Consider the following 16418-nt stretch of genomic DNA (forward strand, 5'->3'; position numbering starts at 1 on the left):
GCTCGCGTCGCCCGGGCGCGTGACGAACCGTCGGATCAACTGTCCGGTATGCGTATTCCCTTCCGGACCGGGCGGATCGCCTCGGTTCTCGCCCTCCTAGGAGGAACCCTCCTGGGCAGCGGCCTGATCGCCCCACCGGCGCAGGCCGCGATCTCCTTCACCAAGAGCGTGGACAAGGCGACCGCCTCCCCGGGGGAGAACGTCACCTACACCCTCCGGTACACCTGCTCCATCAACGAGTGCACCGGCGGCCAGATCCTCGACACCCTGCCCTCGAACATGCAGTTCGTCGGCTGGACCCCCGACCCCTCCTCGGTCGACCAGGCCGCCTCCACCGTGCCCGCGACGGGCGCGATGGGCGGCACGATGGACATCAAGCTGCAGAACCTCAGCCCCGGCACCACCGCCACCATCACGGTGGTCATGAAGTACCCCAACTTCTCCACCCCCAACGGCGCCACCTCCACCAACACGGCCACCATGAGCGCCACCGGTGAGACCTCGCAGAACGCCAGCGCCGACACCAAGGCCGAGGTCCAGCCGCAGTACACGGTGACCAAGGGCATCCAGACCAGCAGCCAGGACGGGCGCACCGTCACCTACCAGTTCAGCCCCTGCGCCACCGACAACGTGCCCAACGTCGACCTGGACGCCAGCCGACTGCTCGACACCCTGCCGCCCGGCGCGGTGGTCGACACCGGCCGCTCGCCCGGCTGGACCCAGGTCGCCCCCGGCCCCAACACCTGGGGCTACGACATCGGCCCGTTCGTCTCCGGCAACGGCCGCGGCGGCTGCCGCAACCCCGGCGCGCTGGTCGTGTACTACCCGGAGGCCGACTTCCCCAGCGGCACCACCTCCACCAACACCGTGGACCTGCTGGGCGACCCGCTCGGCGCCGACGCCGAGACCACGCTGGACTCCGCCTCCGCCACCACCGGCCAGTTCCAGCCCCCCGCCACCGGCGTGGCGGTGACCGCCAGCAAGGTGTGGCGCGACACCGTCGTCTCCGGCGACCTCAACAGCTTCAGCCTGTCGGCCACCAACACCTCGGGCCCGGCCACCAGCCTGACCATCACCGACCCGGGCGCCGGCACCACCGAGGGCCTCTACAACTGGATCTTCCCCCAGTCGCTCCAGCTGGAGCCGTGGAACCCCACCAGCATCCAGCTGACCTTCCAGTACCGGCTCAACGGCGACCCGACCTGGCTGACCTTCACCCCCGGCACCGCGTTCAACGGCGCCACCGCCCGCCGGATCACCTTCGCGGAGGGTGCCGGCGACCCGGCCAACGACGTCCTCGGCATCCCCGCCGGCCGCTGGCTCGACGGCCTCCGGTTCGTCTGGAACGGCCCCATCCCCACCGGCTGGAGCCCCGGCAACGCGGTGCAGCTGGTCACCCAGGTCGCCACCCCCGGCCACGACGGGCGCCCCGCCCCCGTCCCGCTGACCAACTGTGTCGACACCTCCGCGACCGACGGCACCAACAACGCCGACGCCAACTCCTGCGCCAGCACCACCATCACCCGGGCCACCAACCTCGGTGCGGCCAAGACCACCGTCGCCGGCGAGCTGTCCACCCCCGGCGGCACGGCCACCTTCCAGGTCATCCCCTACAACCGCAGCGCCCATGACCTGGACCGCCCGCTCGTCCTGCTCGACCTGCTGCCGCCCGGCGTCGTCTACATCGACGGCTCCGCCCGGCCGGACCCGAACTACCCGGACGCCAAGGCCCCCGAGTCGATCACCGTCACCCCCGGCCCCGACGGCCGCCAGCTGCTGAGGATGCAGTGGCCGGCCGGCGCGCCCGACTCGACCTACCTGCACGACCCGCTGGCCTACCGGATGCTCTTCGACGTCCAGGTCGCCAGCAGCATCCGCTCCGGTGAGCTGACCAACGACGTCTACGTCACTGTCGATCAGCCGACCGAGCCGGTCACCTGCATGTTCTCCGGCTCCGACAGCGGCAGCACCCCCGACGTGCTCGACCTCAACGGCAACGGCAACACCACCGAGCTGCTCTGCCACGCCTCCTCCAAGATCCAGGTGGACGTGCCGAGCGTGCTGCGCTCGTTCAAGGAGGTGAAGGGCGACCTCGACTCCGACTACGTGAGCATCGGCAGCACCACCCCCGGCGGTCACATCTCCTACCGGATGACCGTCCGCAACGACTCGCCGGACCCGGTCACCGACTTCATCGCCTACGACAAGCTGCCCACCCCCGGCGACAACTACGTCCTCACCCAGGACGCCCAGCGCGGCAGCACCTGGATGCCGTCGCTGAGCGAGCCGATCGTCAGCAGCGACCCGACCGTGGTGGTCGAGTACACCACCGACCCCAACCCCTGTGTCGAGAGCGTGCTCGTCGACAGGACCGGCTGCAACACGAACGCGGTCTGGAGCGCCACCTTCCCCGCCCCCGGGACGGCGACCTGGTTCCGCATCCACCGTGCCGGTGCCATGGCCTCGGGCGAGTCGTTCACCCTGACCTGGCCGATGGTCGCCCCGTTCGACGCGCCGGACACCGAGTACGCGTGGAACAGCTTCGCCTTCACCGCCACCGACAACGAGGGCCGGCAGCTGCTGCCCGCCGAGCCGGCCAAGGTCGGCGTCGCGGTGAAGCGGGTCACCGAGCAGAACAACGCGCTCGGTGACTTCGTCTGGGTCGACAAGGACGGCTCCGGCATCCAGAAGCCCGGCGACACCGGCGTCCCCGGTGTGAAGGTCAACCTCCTGGACGAGAGCGGCCAGCCGGTGCGCGACAAGGACGGCCGGCCGGTCACCACCACGACCGACGCCAACGGCCTCTACCTCTTCGACAACCTGCCCGACGGCACCTACCAGGTGCAGTTCGACCTCACCACCCTCCCGCAGGGCGCCAAGGTCACCACCCGCGGCGCCGGCACCGACCCCACCAAGGACTCGGACGCCGACCCCACCACCGGTCTGACCCAGTCCGTCACCCTCTCCGGCGGACAGCGCTACCTCGACCTCGACATGGGCATCGTCCTCCAGACCTCGTCCCCGTCCCCGTCACCTTCCCCGTCCCCGACGTCCTCGCCCTCGCCGACCTCGTCGCCGAGCCCGACGGCCTCGCCGTCGCCCACCTCGTCGCCCAGCCCGACCGCCTCGCCGTCGCCGACCGCGTCCCCGACGTCCTCGTCCCCCTCCGCCACGACCACGACCAGCGCGTCCACGGTCCCGACCCCGACCCACCGGCCGACCCACAAGCCGACCGGCGAGCCGCTGCCGAACACCGGCAGCTCGGCCGCCGACGGACTGATCGCGGCACTCGGAGGCCTCGCCGTGCTCGGCGGACTGCTCCTGTGCCTGGTCGCCTACCGCCGCCCGGGACGGCACAGCTGATCCACCGGTGAACAACTGAGGAGCAGGACCACCAGTGGCGTCGCCCCCGGGCGGCGCCACTGGCGCGTCCGCCCGGGCCCGGCACGGTGGCGGGGCACCGGTCGGAAGCGGGCCGGAAGCGGCGGCGTCTTTCCCCGGAAGCGACCGGACTGGTGTGCTGTCGTCCGGAGGCGGGGCGGACCGCGGCGCACGGGGGACGGCAAGGTCCGCTCCCGCCCACCACCGCGGCGGGAGGAGCAGCATGCGAAGGCGCGGGCCGCGGAACGCCGCCGGACCGGCCCGGTCGTCAGCCCCGCCCGTACGGGTCCCGCAGGAAGCGTTCCAGCTCCAGCAGGTCCGTACGGCGCAGATCGTCCGAGTGCACGACGAGCCGCAGCTCGGGCGCGACCGGGGTGCCGTCCGCACAGGCCCGGACGAAGGACTCCACGATCATCCTGGCGAGCCGGCCCCGGTCGAGGTCCACGATCCGCGCCAGGCCGGAGCCGAGCATCGGCACCGCGACCGGGCGGTACCGCCCGTACAGGGCGACCGCCTCCCAGAGCCGCTCCAGGGCCGACGCGAGGTGCTCCGGGCGCGACCGGGCCACCATGTCGTTGCCCAACCGCGAGTACGCGGTCGCGAAGACCTGCCGGCGGCCGTGCGGCACCGCCACCGTCGTGCCGATCGGATAGCGCAGCCGGCGCCCCCGGGGCTTGTCCCGGCTCCGCTCCCGCTCGACCGCCGGCACCGGCCGCAGCGCCCGCTCCAGCTCGGCGTCCAGCTGCTCGCTGCGGCCGCCGAACAGCCGTTCCACGAGCTGCCCCTGGATGCTCGACCGGCTGATCACCACGTCCTGGTCGATCTCGGTGTCGAAGGTGTCGGTGAAGCCCGCGACCAGGTTGGCGTCCTCCTGGTCGAAGAGGTCGCCGCAGACCACCACGACCTCGACCGCCCGGTCGGGCAGTGCGGCGCGCAGCAGTTCGTCGTCCCAGCGGCCGCGCAGCCTGGTGCGCAGCCGGCCGAGTTCGGAGGCCCAGGACGGGTCGTCCGGACGTTCCCGGACCGCCGCCTCGGCGACCGGCAGCGCGAGCTCCGGCCGGCCGAGTCTGACCCGGCAGGAGATCAGCTCCCGGCGGGCGGTGTCCTGGAGGCCGGTCAGCCGGCGGATCAGCGGTTCGGCGAACTCCTCGCCGGCGGCCTCCGCCAGCGGTCTACCGCGGACCAGGCCCAGCGCCTCCTCCAGCCGCCAGGCAGCCATCGCCGGTCCGACCCGGAAGGACTCGTTGACCAGTTCGGTGAAGCGGGCGCAGTCCAGCTCCGCCGACGCGAGGCTGAGCCGGTAGGCGGTCTCCGAGCCGCGTGCGGTCGACAGCTGCTCGGTGTGCAGGAGCCGCGCGCCGGAGACCGGGTCGCCCCCGCCGAACGCGCGTCGCAGTTCGACCACCCTCTTGTGCACCTCGTTGCGGCCCCGGGCGCCCTGCCCCGGGAGGTCGGCCTGCCGGCCCCAGACGTCCCGGCGCAGCCGGTGGACCGGCACCGCCTCGCCGTCCGCCGCCACCAGCCGGACCAGCAACCGCCTGGTCAGCGGGGTGAGCCGGACCGGCACCCCGTCGGACTCCACCCGCACCGGCCCCAGCACGCTCACCCGGACACCCGTCATCGGCACCCCCACCTGCCTCGGCCCCGGCCGGGAGAAGCCTCCCCCGGAGCACCGAGCAGGATAGCAACCACCTTGCCGCGCAAGCTGGTTGATGATCGGCGTGTCGTATGATCCGCCGGCTGCCGGGCGCCGCGCGGGTGTCCCGGCGCACCACGGGCGCATTCCTGCGCCACACCGCGACCGCCTTCGGCGGGGTGGCGGTGGCGGGCCAGTTCGCCGGACCGCTCTTCCCCCGCGGTCTGCCCGCGCCCGGCTGGGTGACCGCGGGCTCGGCCGCGGTCTGCGTGCTCTGGGGCGCGTACCGGGCGCGCCCGGTCCCTTTGGTGCGCCAGGAGTTCCGGCGGCCCGACACCACCGTGGTGGTGGAGGCCGGTGACCTCTTCGCCGCCCCGGGCCACCTCGTGGTCGGCTTCTGCGACACCTTCGACACCGCTCCGGCGGACGGGCGGCTGATCCACGAGGACAGTGTGCAGGCCCAGTTGCTGCGACGGCGCTACGACGGGGACCTCGACCGGCTGGACGCCGAGCTCTCCGCCGCCCTGGCCCACGTCGTCCCGCAGTCCCGCGAACTCAGGGCGGACAAGCCGCTCGGCAAGCTCGACCGCTACCCGCTCGGCACCGTGGCCGTCCTCGGCGCCCCGCCCCGGCTGGTCTTCGCCACCGCCTACAGCAGGCTCGGCCGCGACCTGGTGGCGTCCTCCGGCGTGGAGGACCTCTGGTTCGGACTCAACCGGCTCTGGGACGCCGTCGACCGGCGGGCCCGGACCGACTCGGTGGCGATGCCGCTGGTGGGCTCCGGGCTGGCGAGGATGGACTACCTGGACCAGGACAGCCTGCTGCGGCTGATCCTGATGTCGTTCGTCGCACGGTCCCGGGAGGGCGCGATCTGCCGGGAGCTGCGGATCGTCCTGCGCCCGGCGGACCTGGCGAACGTCTCCGTGCCGGAGGTCCGGGCGTTCCTGGGGAGCATGGCCGAGGGCCTGGCCGGCCGGTGACGGTGCCGGTGGGACGGGCGACGGGCCCGGCCGCGGTGTTGCACCGCGGCCGGGCCCGTCGCCCGTCCCTCCCCCGCCGGGTCAGCCCCGGCGGCGGTAGGCCCCGAGGTCCCGGAACGGATCGGTGTCCAGCCAGTCGTTGCCCCGGTCGTCCACCGGGCAGCCCGCCACCTGCAACCGCTGCGCCACCTTCCGCAGCGCGAAGACGGGGTTCCCGTCCGCGGTGAACCGGATCACGTTGCGGCCCGCCAGGTCGGAGGCCGGCCGGACGTCCCCGAACTCGACGATCACGGTCCGCTCCGGATAGGCCATCAGCACCATGCCCAGCTCGATCAGCACGTTCTGGCGCGGCTGGCCGAAGGGGGTCCGCTCGTGCGGCGGCTCGACGGGCCCCTTCAGGTCGTCGTGGAGCACGGCGACGTCGTCCGGGGTGAGCAGGACGAGCGCGGCCCCGGCCACCGAGGGCGCGTGGGCCACCACCTCGCCGATGAACGGGGAGGGCAGGCCGGTCGCCCCGACCAGGTGCTCCCACTCCAGGGGGTTCAGTCCCAGTCTGCGCAGCAGCCCGAAATCTCACGCCGGACCTGCTCGTCGCGGCCGTGGACCACGAACACGTTGCGGCTCAGTTCGGGCGCGACCGTCGCCCGCGCACCCGTCGCCCGCGCGTCCGTCGCCCCCTCGGCCTGCCGGGCACCGCCCCGGTTGACGGTCTTGTTGGTGGAGTTGTCGATGTTCCCGTTGCCGAAGTGGTTGCCCTGGACGGCCGCGCCGCGGCCCGTTCCCTGGTCCGTCATGGGGTCGGTTGTCCTTGTCCTCGGTGTTCGTGCGGCGGCCGTCGTCGCGGCCGGCCCGGTGGCGGTGGTGCGGGGATCAGTTGTGGTTGACCTGCTTGTTGCGCGAGTTGTCGATGTCACCGGTGCCGAAGTGGTTGCCGGACAGGACGTTGGTCTGGTTGCGCCGGTGGTCCGCCAGGTCGACCTGGTGCTCGCGCAGGAAGCGCTCGACGAGGTGCAGGAAGCGACGCTCCACGATCCGGGTGTACTTGTCGGCGTCCGACTCCTGGAAGTAGTGGTGGTAGTCGTTGCTGCAGGCCAGTTCGCGGATGCTGGTGCGCGCGCCGCGGTTCACCGCGAGCGTCGCGTACCGGCCGAGGCGGAACTCGCTGCTGTCCGCGACCCCGACGAGCTCGAACTCGAAGCGGCGGCCCTCCCGGTAGTGCCGCCGCAGCCGGGCGAACCCCGAGAGCAGCGGGCCCAGGGGCAGCAGGACCTGCCAGGACCGGCCCAGCACCTGGCGCAGGGAGTCCCAGGCCGCCCGCAGCAGCAGCCGCCCGTCCAGCCGCTCCGGCAGCCGGTCGACCAGGTGGAAGTCGGAGATCACCGGGGTCAGCACATGGCTGTGGAACTCGGTGTGCAGGGTGTTGCCGCGGATGTCGAACCCCACGAAGAGCGAGGTGACCAACTCCTCGTCCCAGGAGCCGATCCGGGCGCACAGGTACTCGCGGGACGCGCCGTAGCCCTCCGCCCAGTGCTCGCCCCCGGCCGCGCCGATCGCGGGCAGCGCGGTCCAGCCCGCCCCCGCGGACCGGTCGTGCACGGTGACCGCCTTGGCGTAGCTGCGGCGTTCCACGGTGAGCGTCGCGATCCGCTCGGACTCCCTCGCCTCGTCCCGCAGTTCGGCGGCGAGGTGGTGCTGGACGAAGGCGGCCAGGTCCGCGACGTCGAACGGTACGACGGGCCGGCGCCTGGTGACGACCGGAGCGAGGGGCTCCTTGGGCCCGACCGGGTCCGTCCGGCCGGCGAGCCTGGCGACCAGGTCCGCCAGGTCCTCCCCGTCCTCCGGGGCGCCGAGCAGCAACTGCGCGTTCGACCACCGGCGCAGCCGCGCTCCCGCCCCGACGAACGGCCGGTAGCCACCGAAGTAGGCGAGGCCGTCCCGGGCCGACTGCTCGCGGTCGATCTTCTCGACGAGTGCGTCGTCGAGGAGGGCGGCCGACGGACGGCCGCCCTCGAAGCCACCCGGCCCGCCGCCCGGTCCGCGCTCCTTGAGCCGGGTGACCAGGGTGTGCAGGGTGGCCACCCGCCGCAGGTAGTCGGCCGACCACCACAGCCAGAGGACGAGCAGGAGGAAGGAGAAGAAGCCGATCACGCCGGTGCCGGCGAGGACGAACAGGAGGACGACCCCGACGCCGAGGTACACCCAGGCGTTGCGCTGCAGCGCGCGGGCCGCCAGCGCGTGCGCGAGCACCGGAACGGCGTCGTAGCCGAACGAGGGGGCGACCGCCCTGGCCCGGTTGGTCAGCAGTTCCCTGATCACCGCGCGGCGGTAGTCCGGGGAGAGGTAGGTTCCGGCCGCGAGCAGCCGGGTGGCCCGGCTGCGGGCGTCCACCCCCGGAGGGCCGGTGGGCCCGTCCTGGCCCGGGGGCGGGGGCGGCGGCGCGGTGAGGGAGGCGCCGTTGATAGTCATCCGTCGTTCAGAGCTCCTGTCGTGGAGGGAACCGTCCTGCCGCGGCCGGCGGGCGGCCGGGACGTCTTCGCGCCCGTGCCGACCCACCGTCATCCCGTCCGGGTGACGGTCGCCCTGGCGATGGCGCCGTCGGTGACGGTGTAGACGCCGCGGAAGTGCCGGACCGTGCCGTCCGTCTGCCGGGCCTCCAGCGTCGCGGTGACCGCGGCGCCGTCGACCGAGAGCACGGCCACCGTGGTGGAGGTGGTCTCGTCGAAGCCGGCGACGAAGGTGTCGTAGTCGCCGGCGAGGTTGCGCCCGCCGAGCTGCCAGGCCGTGCGGAAGGCACCGGTGTTGACCGCCGCGAAGTAGGCGTTCAGCACCGCGTCGGGCCGGGCGTCCCCGGTCGCCGTGGCCGTGGCCGTCGTTGGCGTCGTCGTTGTCGTTGTCGTCGTCGTAGCTGTCGCCGTAGTCGTCGCCGTCGCCGAACCGGACCGCGAGGGTGACGGCGACCCGCCGGACCAGGACGACGACGCCGAGACCGAGGCCGAAGGCGAGAACGAGAACGAGAAGGAGGGCGAGGGCGTGCGGGTCCGGGTGGCGGTGGGAACCGTCCGCGAGGGCGACGGCGGCGGCCCGTCCCAACCCCCGGACCCCCCGCTCAGGCCGCCCCCGCTCAGGCCACTGCCAAGGCCGCCGGTGAGCCGGCTCCCGTCGATGCCGCCCCCGTCGTCCGTCCCGAACGAGATGCCGCCGCCCAGCCCGAGCAGCAGCACGAGCACCGCCAGCGAACCCCCCGCGACGGCCAGCACCCCCGTGCGGACGTCCCCGGGCGGGGGCAGCAGCGACGGCGGCGGGTGCACGGGCCGGGCCGCCCCCGGTACCCGGATCTGTCCGTCCGCCGGGAGCGGCGGCTCCGGGATCATGTCGTTCAACGCGGACCTCCTGTGCGGTCACCGACGGAGCGGGTGCGGTACCCGGCACATCCGGCCGCGCGCCCCGGCCGTCCTGACCGTCGGCCCCGGGCCCGCGGACCCGCCGGTCACCGCCCCCGGCTCGATCCGACCAGCCCTCCTGCTTCCGCGGCCACAACCGGAGCTCTTCCGATCCGCTTCCGATGCGCTGGAGGACCCGGTGACAGGTGCGGCGCCGGGCGTCCGCGGCGGTACGCGGGTACCGCCCGGCGGTACCCGTGCACGACGAAGGGGCCCGCGCCGGCCCGTGCCGACCCGGGCCCCTCGGGGTGGGCCTGCGCGGTGCTACCCGGCGGAGGCCGGGGCGGGGGTCCAGTGGGCGGCGCGGACGCGGTGGAGCCAGGCTTCGGCGGGGCGCTCGTCGGGGTGCTCGGGGAGGACGCCGGGGCGGTCGAGGCGGTCGGTGGCGGCGGCGAGCAGGCGTTCGGCGTGGGCGGGGTCGTCGGCGATCCGCTCGCCGAGGGCACGGACGCGCTCCGGCTCGGGCAGCCGGACCAGGTTGTGGCCGGCCTCGTGCAGGTGCACGGCCTGTTCGAGCAGCCGGACCAGGTGCCGGGCGTGCTTGGCGGCCCGGGCCCGGGTGACCGGGTCGGAGGTGTCGCGGGTCAGCAGCTTGCGGAACTGCTGGGTGGCGTAGCCGAGATAGGCGTTGCGGACGCCCCGGGCGCTCAGGAAGGAGCGGCGGATCGCTATCAGCTCCTCGCCGAGCGGGCCGCGCACCTCGTAGAGCTCGTCGGGCAGCCAGACCAGTTCGGTGGCGGTGGGATTGCAGCTGAGCGCGAGGCGGCACCACTTGGCGGCCTCGTGCAGGGTGCGGTCCGGCTTGGTGGAGACGTGCGACTCGGCAGGGCTGTGCAGTCCGTGGAAGCCCTCGGTCGGAGCGGCGAACAGGCCGAGCCGGTCGATGTCGGAACCGGCGTGCGCCAGTCCGTACGCGGTCGAGCCGACGATGCCGGACAGCAGGACGCTGCCGGGCGGGGAGGTGGGCGCGGTGGTCATCGGGGCTCCTCTCGTCGGCCGGTCCGCAGGAGTCTGCCGGGTCGGGCCGCGCCGGGCCAGCGAATTCCGGGGCCGGGGAGGCCCTCGGGCCGATACTGGGCCGCATGGCGAGGGCGAACGGCGACGGCGACGGCGACGGCGACGGCGACGGCGACGGCGGTGCGGCGGCGGGGACGGGAACGGGGACGGGCATCGGCACGGCGAAGCTGCGGGCCTGGTGGTCGCACCGGCAGTGGCTGGACGGCGTGCACCCGGAGGCGTCGGCCGGCGAGGTGCTGGCGGCCACCGGGTGGGCCCGGTCGGTGGGCGGGGCGGCGCCCTACCTGGGCCTGTTCGCCCGGGCCGGGCTGGGCCGGGCGGCCGTCGACGCGGCGGTGGCCCGGCTGGAGGCGCACGAGCTGCCCGCCGCGCGCGGCTGCACCTACATCGTCCCCGCCGAGGACTTCGCACTCGCCCTGGCGGCCGGCGCGGCGGTGCCCGAGGGCGAGGTGGCGGCGGCCGCGAAGCACCTGGGGGTGACCTCGGGCGAGGTCGAGCGGCTCTGCCTGGCGGTGGACCGCGCGCTCGCCGAGGCGCCGGGGCCGCTGGACCCGGCGGCGATCCGGGTGGCGGTCGGCGAGGCCGTCCGGTCGCTGGGCGAGCCGGGGCGCAAGCGCGGGCTGTCCACCACCCTGCCGCTGGCCCTCGGGCTGATGCAGTCGCGCGGACAGCTGCGCCGGGTGCCGGCCAACGGCCGCCTGGACCAGCAGCGGTACGGCTACGAGCGGTGGGACCAGCCGGTCGGCGGCGGTACGGCGGACCTGGCCCGGCGCTACCTGACCTGGGCCGGCCCGGCCTCGCTGAAGCACTTCCGATGGTTCTCCGGCTTCGGCGCCGCCACCGCCCGGCAGGCGTTCGCCGAGGCGGGCGCGGTACCGGTGGCACCCGGTTCGGAGCTGCTGATGCTGCCCGAACTCGTTGACGCCTTCGCCGCGTTCACGGTGCCGGCCGAGCCGCACTACACACTGCTGGCCGGGATCGACGGCATCCATCTGCTGCACCGCGAGCTGGCCCGGCTGGTCGACCCGGCCGACGCGGCCCGTCCGCTGCCGGCCGGCCGCGCCGGGCGGAGCTTCGGCTCCGAGGCCGACCCGCAGACGCACATCGTGCTGGACCGGGGGCGGATCGTCGGCTTCTGGGAGTACGACACCGAGCGCGCCGAGATCGTCCACCTGTCCTTCGTGCCGTCGAACGCCGAGCTGCGGTCGGCGGTGGCCCGGACCGAGGAGTTCGTCCGGACGGAGCTGGGGGACGCGCGCGGCTTCGGCCTCGACTCGCCGAGGAGCCGGGTGCCCAAGATCGCCGCGCTGCGGGAGAGTTCGGGCTAACAGGCGTTCCGGCCGGGCCACCTGGGGTCGGCATAGAGTACGAACCATGTCGACTTCGAAAGAGTTCGCCCAGCCGCACCGGTCCGACCCGTCCGGCGTGCTGCTGATCACCGGCGCCGGTCGCGGCATCGGCGCCGCGACCGCCCTGCTGGCCGGGCGGCGGGGCTACCGGGTCTGCGTCAACTACCGCTCGGACGAGGCCGCCGCCGCCGAGGTGGTGGACGCCGTCCGGGCCGGGGGCGGCGTCGCGCTCGCCGTCCGCGCCGATGTCACCCGCAGTGCCGAGGTGGCCCGGCTGTTCGCCACCGTCGACGCCGAACTCGGGCCGCTCACCGGGCTGGTGAACAACGCCGGGACGCTGGAGCGGCAGAGCCGGCTGGAGGACATCGACGAGGAGCGGCTCAACCGGATCTGGGCCGCCAACATCACCGGACCGTTCCTGTGCGCCGCACAGGCCGTCCGCCGGATGTCCACCCGGCACGGCGGGCAGGGCGGCGCGATCGTCAACGTCTCCTCCGCCGCCTCCCGGCTGGGCTCGCCCAACGAGTACGTGGACTACGCGGCGGCGAAGGGGGCCGTCGACTCGATGACCCGGGGGCTGGCCCTGGAGGTCGCCGACGAGGGCATCCGGGTCAACGCCGTCCGCCCCGGCCTGATCCACACCGGTATCCACGCCCTGGGCGGGGAGCCCGGGCGGGTCGACCGGGTCGCGCCGAACCTGCCGATGAAGCGCGGGGGGCAGCCGGAGGAGGTCGCGGAGGCGATCCTCTTCCTGCTGTCGCCGGCCTCCTCGTACACCACGGGTGCCTTCCTGGACATCGCCGGCGGGCGCTGAGGCGGGCGGGTCGGTGAGGCCGACGGTCGCGGGTCGGGCGGAATGCGGGATTCCTTCCCCTGGCGCGGTCCGCGACCTTACGGTGGGGCCATGACCGACGACCTGCCGGACCGTGAAGCCGACCTGCCGTCCTCTTTCATCGACATCCCCGGAGTGCGCAACTTCCGCGACGCCGGCGGCGTCGGTGCGCTCCGCCGGGGCGTGCTGTTCCGCTCCGGCTCCTTCCACACGCTCGCCCCGGAGGGCGCCCAGCGGCTGAAGGCCCTGGGCCTGCGCACCGTGATCGACCTGCGCAGCCCGGTCGAGATCGAGCTCTGGCCGGACCTGCGGCACGGCCTCGACCACGAGGCGCTCAGCCTTCCCACCCTGCCCGCCGACCGGGAGGACACCGACCGGCCGTGGCCCGCGGGCCAGGAGGAGCTGTACCCGTTCATGGCCTCCACGGCCGGCCCGTCGCTGGTCGCCGCGATCCGCCAGCTCGGCACCCCGGGCGCCCTGCCGGCCGTCGTCCACTGCGCCGTCGGCAAGGACCGCACCGGTCTCACCATCGCCGTCGTGCAGACCCTGCTGGGCGCCTCCGAGGACGACATCACGGCCGACTACCTGCTCTCCAACGCCGGTCTGGGCCTGCTGGACGGCCCGGCCCCGTACGTCGACGAGACCGGTGCCGAGCGGATCTCCCGCCCGATCTCGGAGGAACTGCTCGCCTCCTCCCTCGCCTGGATCCGGGACCACCACGGCACCGTCCCCGCCTATCTGCTCGCCCACGGCAGCACCGACGAGGACCTCGCCGCCCTCCGGGCCAACCTCTCCGCGTAGGGCGGGCCCCTCGGCCCCGGCCGGCACGCGGCGACGCGGCCGACCGGGGCGACCGGGGCGACCCGGGCGACCGGGGCGACCGGGGCGACCGGGGTCGGCCTACTGGCGTTCCAGGTGCCACCACTGGGTCGGGGAGTCGGTGTCCTCCCACTGGTGGACCGGGGTCGGCGGGGCGGCCTGGTCCGACGGCGCGGCCGGGGCGGTGAGGGCCTTGCCGCTGACGAAGCTGGTGAGGGTGCAGGTGCCGGGGGCGTCGAGGTGGTGCTCGACCAGCCACTCCTGGGCGCCGAAGGCATTGGCGGACCACTGCTGGACGGGCACACCGTTGTCGGTCGCGGCGCCGGTGACGTCCAGCCGCTTGCCGCCCGCGACGTTCTCGACGTGGAACAGCGCGCCGCCCGGGTGGACGGCGGTCAGCCGCCACAGCTGGGCGTCCGAACCGTCCTCGGGGGCGAGCAGGACCTTGACGCCGCTGCGGCGGCTGCCGCCGGGGACCTCCAGCAGCAGGCAGGTCGCGACGTTCCGGATCCGGTAGTTGCCGTCGGTGATCTTGTGCTCGGTCACCCGTGGAGTGTCCCACCGGGCACCGACAGTCCCGCCCGCCGCGCCGAGGTCCGCTGCTCCCAGCCGAAGGCCGCGGCCAGGGCCAGCACCACCGCGGCGACCTCCGCCAGGGCCGAGACGGTGGTGCCGAGCAGCGTGCCGGCCGCGACCGCGGCGGCGGCCAGCAGCCGCGGCAGATTGGGCCCGAGGGCGAAGGTCCGGCGGACGGCGGTGTTGACGACCAGGAAGACCGCGACTCCGCCGGCCAGCGCGGCCGCCTGGGCGGCGGTGATCGGCGCCGCCGGGTGCGCGACCGCCGACTTCACCCCGGCGGCGAACAGCAGCACCCCGAGCAGCAGCCCGTAGTGGCCCAGGTTGTAGACGCTGACGGCGAGCCGGTTGCGCCGGTCGGAGGGCAGCGCGGCCATGTGGTGCTCGGCGCGGCCGTCGTCGTCGTGCCCGAAGTACGCCCACCAGAGCCCCACGCAGACGGCCAGGCTCAGCAGGGCGACGCCGACCAGGGGGGCAGAGGGCTCGGCGGTGCCCGCGCCGACGCCGATCGCGATCACCGACTCGCCGAACGCGATGATCACCACCAGGCCGTGCCGCTCGACGAAGTGGTCCGCGCGCAGCTGGAAGCTGGGCAGGTCGACCAACCGGGGTATCGCGAACTGCAGGGCGAAGGCGGCCGCCCAGAAGGTCAGCTGGACCGAGCCGGTGAGGTAGCCGCCGGCCACCACCAGCCCGGTGTTGAGCAGATTGAGCCCGCCCATCCGCAGCACCGAACCCAGCGCCACCCCCGACATCGCGAACATGCCCGTGTGCACGGCCACCACCAGCAGGTACGCCCAGCCGAAGGCGACACCGCTGCCCTCGAAGGCGTGCGGCACGGAGAGCGAGATCACCAGGAAGCCGGCCATCGCGAGCATCAGCAGGCCGCGTCGGCCGTGGGTGCTCGGCGGCATGGCGTTGGTCAGCCAGATGAAGGCGTCGTACATCCACCAGATCACCGCCAGCATCACCACCACCTGGGTGAACCCGCCCGGGGTGAGGTGGTGGGCCAGACTGCCGGTCAGCTGGGTGACGGTGAAGACGAAGACGAGATCGAGGAAGAGCTCCAGCGGCGCCGCCCGGAGCGAGGGCTCGGCGGTGGCGTCGAGGAGAGCGGGGGCGGGAACGGGGGCGGTGGCTCCGCCGGGGGCGGAGGTACTGGTCGCGATCACCCGCGCGAGTATGGGGGACGACGGCCCCGCCCCGCCGGGGTTTCCGCCAGTCGGGCGGCGACCCGACGCCCGGTCGACACCGGCCGGACGCCGGCCGGCCACCGGGGTGGTCACCGCCGCTCCGGCCGCCACCACGGTGCTCGTCACCCGGAGGAGCCGAGCGGCCCCGCCCTCACCCCGTTCCCCTCACCCCGCTCATTCCTCTCCCCTCACTCCGCTCCCCCACCGCCGAACCGGGCCTCGAACGCGGCCCGGTTCGGCGAGACCGGCGTCCGGTCCCAGACCGCGAAGACCACTCGGTCGAAGGCCGCCCCGTACCGGGCCAGCGCCAGCTCGAAGGCCTCCGCGACCTCGGCCGGGTCGTTGCGGAACACCCCGCAGCCCCACGCCCCCAGCACCAGCGCGCGGATCCCGTGCCGGGCAGCCGCCGCGAGCACCCGCTCGGCCCGCTCGGCAAGCACTCCCCGGACGTCCACCCCGCCGCCCTCGGCCCGCAGCGCGAGCTGGCCGGCGTTCGGCGCGGGCGAGGTCAGGAACGTCACCGGGTACGGCCGCGCCAGCAGCCCGCCGTCGTCGCCCCGGATCACCGGCACGCCGGGCGAGACGATCACCCGGTGGCTGTACCGGAGGTCACCGGAGGCGCGGTGCGCCTCGTAGTAGTCCGGCGCCTCCACCAGGCTGGTGTAGAGGAGGGCGCTGCGGCAGAGGTCCTCCTCCTGGGCGCGGGCTCCGCGCAAATAGCCGCCGCCCGGGTTCCGCGCGGACGCGAAGTTCAGCACCCCGACCGGCCCCGCCCCCGCCTCGAACAGCCGGCGGGCCGCCTGGACGCTGCCCTCGGCCGTGACCTCGACGGTGACCTCGCCGCTGCCGGACCCCGCCGTCGGCCCCGGGCCGCCCGCCGCGACCAGCTCGTCGAGCCCGGCCGGGTCGTACGACACCGTCCCGGCCCTGACCGCCGCCAGCCGCTCGGCCAGATCCACGGCCTCGCCCCCGGACGCGCGGTAGCTCCCCCGCTCGGCGATGCCCTCGTTCACCGCCGCCACATCACGCAGTCTGCTGCTCATGCGACCGACCGTAGGTGACGGGGCGGGCGCCGCGCCACTGGTTATTCTCAGCAGTAGAACAACGCTCGCGGGCCCGGAAGCAGGCGCCCGGGAACGCCGAACGGCCACGGGCCCGCTCCGGTGGTGCGGAGCGGGCCCGTGGCCGTGGTGCG

14 protein-coding genes are annotated in these 16418 nt (G+C 74.3%); 5 read left to right on the top strand and 9 right to left on the bottom strand.

Annotation, left to right across the window (positions count from 1 at the left end):
• The first annotated feature begins 48 nt into the window (after positions 1-48).
• On the top strand, positions 49-3363 hold the full coding sequence (locus tag OG715_RS21080; RefSeq protein WP_266270379.1) for an SdrD B-like domain-containing protein: 3315 nt from the start codon (positions 49-51) through the stop codon (positions 3361-3363).
• A gap of 286 nt (positions 3364-3649) precedes the next feature.
• Here OG715_RS21080 and OG715_RS21085 read toward each other — a convergent pair whose 3' ends face one another.
• A complete protein-coding gene (locus OG715_RS21085) occupies positions 3650-5002 on the bottom strand; it encodes a macro domain-containing protein (RefSeq protein ID WP_266270380.1) in 1353 nt (450 codons plus the stop codon).
• Between the two features lie 107 nt (positions 5003-5109).
• On the opposite strand from OG715_RS21085, the gene OG715_RS21090 reads away from it, so the two are divergent.
• Entirely contained in the window at positions 5110-5997 is an 888-nt protein-coding gene (locus tag OG715_RS21090) for a macro domain-containing protein (protein ID WP_266270381.1), read from the top strand.
• An 81-nt stretch (positions 5998-6078) separates the two neighbouring features.
• Here the strand turns inward: OG715_RS21090 and OG715_RS21095 are convergent, their stop codons facing one another.
• From OG715_RS21095 to OG715_RS21115, 5 genes are all read right to left on the bottom strand, one after another.
• Positions 6079-6561, bottom strand: a complete 483-nt coding sequence (locus tag OG715_RS21095) for a TIR domain-containing protein (protein ID WP_323182178.1) — start codon at positions 6559-6561, stop codon at positions 6079-6081.
• The gene (locus tag OG715_RS21100; RefSeq protein WP_266270382.1) at positions 6540-6791 is read right to left on the bottom strand and encodes a hypothetical protein; all 252 of its coding nucleotides are present in this window, start codon (positions 6789-6791) and stop codon (positions 6540-6542) included. The genes OG715_RS21095 and OG715_RS21100 overlap by 22 nt, the downstream gene beginning before the upstream one ends.
• A 76-nt stretch (positions 6792-6867) precedes the next feature.
• Positions 6868-8463, bottom strand: a complete 1596-nt coding sequence (locus OG715_RS21105; RefSeq protein ID WP_266270383.1) for a hypothetical protein — start codon at positions 8461-8463, stop codon at positions 6868-6870.
• An 89-nt stretch (positions 8464-8552) separates the two neighbouring features.
• Entirely contained in the window at positions 8553-9377 is an 825-nt protein-coding gene (locus OG715_RS21110) for a hypothetical protein (protein ID WP_266270385.1), read from the bottom strand.
• Between the two features lie 324 nt (positions 9378-9701).
• The gene (locus OG715_RS21115) at positions 9702-10415 is read right to left on the bottom strand and encodes a nucleotidyltransferase domain-containing protein (protein WP_266270386.1); all 714 of its coding nucleotides are present in this window, start codon (positions 10413-10415) and stop codon (positions 9702-9704) included.
• Between the two features lie 104 nt (positions 10416-10519).
• Between OG715_RS21115 and OG715_RS21120 the strand changes: the two genes are divergently transcribed.
• The 3 genes from OG715_RS21120 (at position 10520) to OG715_RS21130 (ending at position 13436) form a co-directional block, all read left to right on the top strand.
• Entirely contained in the window at positions 10520-11782 is a 1263-nt protein-coding gene (locus OG715_RS21120; protein ID WP_266270387.1) for a DNA glycosylase AlkZ-like family protein, read from the top strand.
• A gap of 46 nt (positions 11783-11828) precedes the next feature.
• A complete protein-coding gene (locus OG715_RS21125) occupies positions 11829-12617 on the top strand; it encodes an SDR family oxidoreductase (RefSeq protein ID WP_266270388.1) in 789 nt (262 codons plus the stop codon).
• A gap of 90 nt (positions 12618-12707) precedes the next feature.
• Positions 12708-13436 (top strand): tyrosine-protein phosphatase, encoded by a 729-nt coding sequence (locus OG715_RS21130; protein WP_266270389.1) that lies wholly within the window; start codon positions 12708-12710, stop codon positions 13434-13436.
• Positions 13437-13535: 99 nt separating this feature from the next.
• On the opposite strand, the gene OG715_RS21135 is transcribed toward OG715_RS21130, so the two are convergent.
• The 3 genes from OG715_RS21135 to OG715_RS21145 all read right to left on the bottom strand — a co-directional run bounded on the left by OG715_RS21135 (position 13536) and on the right by OG715_RS21145 (position 16266).
• Complete coding sequence (locus OG715_RS21135) at positions 13536-14000, bottom strand: RICIN domain-containing protein (protein ID WP_266270390.1); 465 nt, start codon at positions 13998-14000, stop codon at positions 13536-13538.
• Positions 13997-15202: a low temperature requirement protein A gene (locus OG715_RS21140; RefSeq protein ID WP_266270391.1), complete on the bottom strand. Its 1206-nt coding sequence runs from the start codon at positions 15200-15202 to the stop codon at positions 13997-13999. The genes OG715_RS21135 and OG715_RS21140 overlap by 4 nt, the downstream gene beginning before the upstream one ends.
• A 209-nt stretch (positions 15203-15411) precedes the next feature.
• A complete protein-coding gene (locus OG715_RS21145) occupies positions 15412-16266 on the bottom strand; it encodes a TIGR02452 family protein (RefSeq protein ID WP_266270392.1) in 855 nt (284 codons plus the stop codon).
• Positions 16267-16418 lie beyond the last annotated feature (152 nt).

Source organism: Kitasatospora purpeofusca (assembly GCF_036010405.1).
GTDB lineage: Bacteria > Actinomycetota > Actinomycetes > Streptomycetales > Streptomycetaceae > Kitasatospora > Kitasatospora purpeofusca.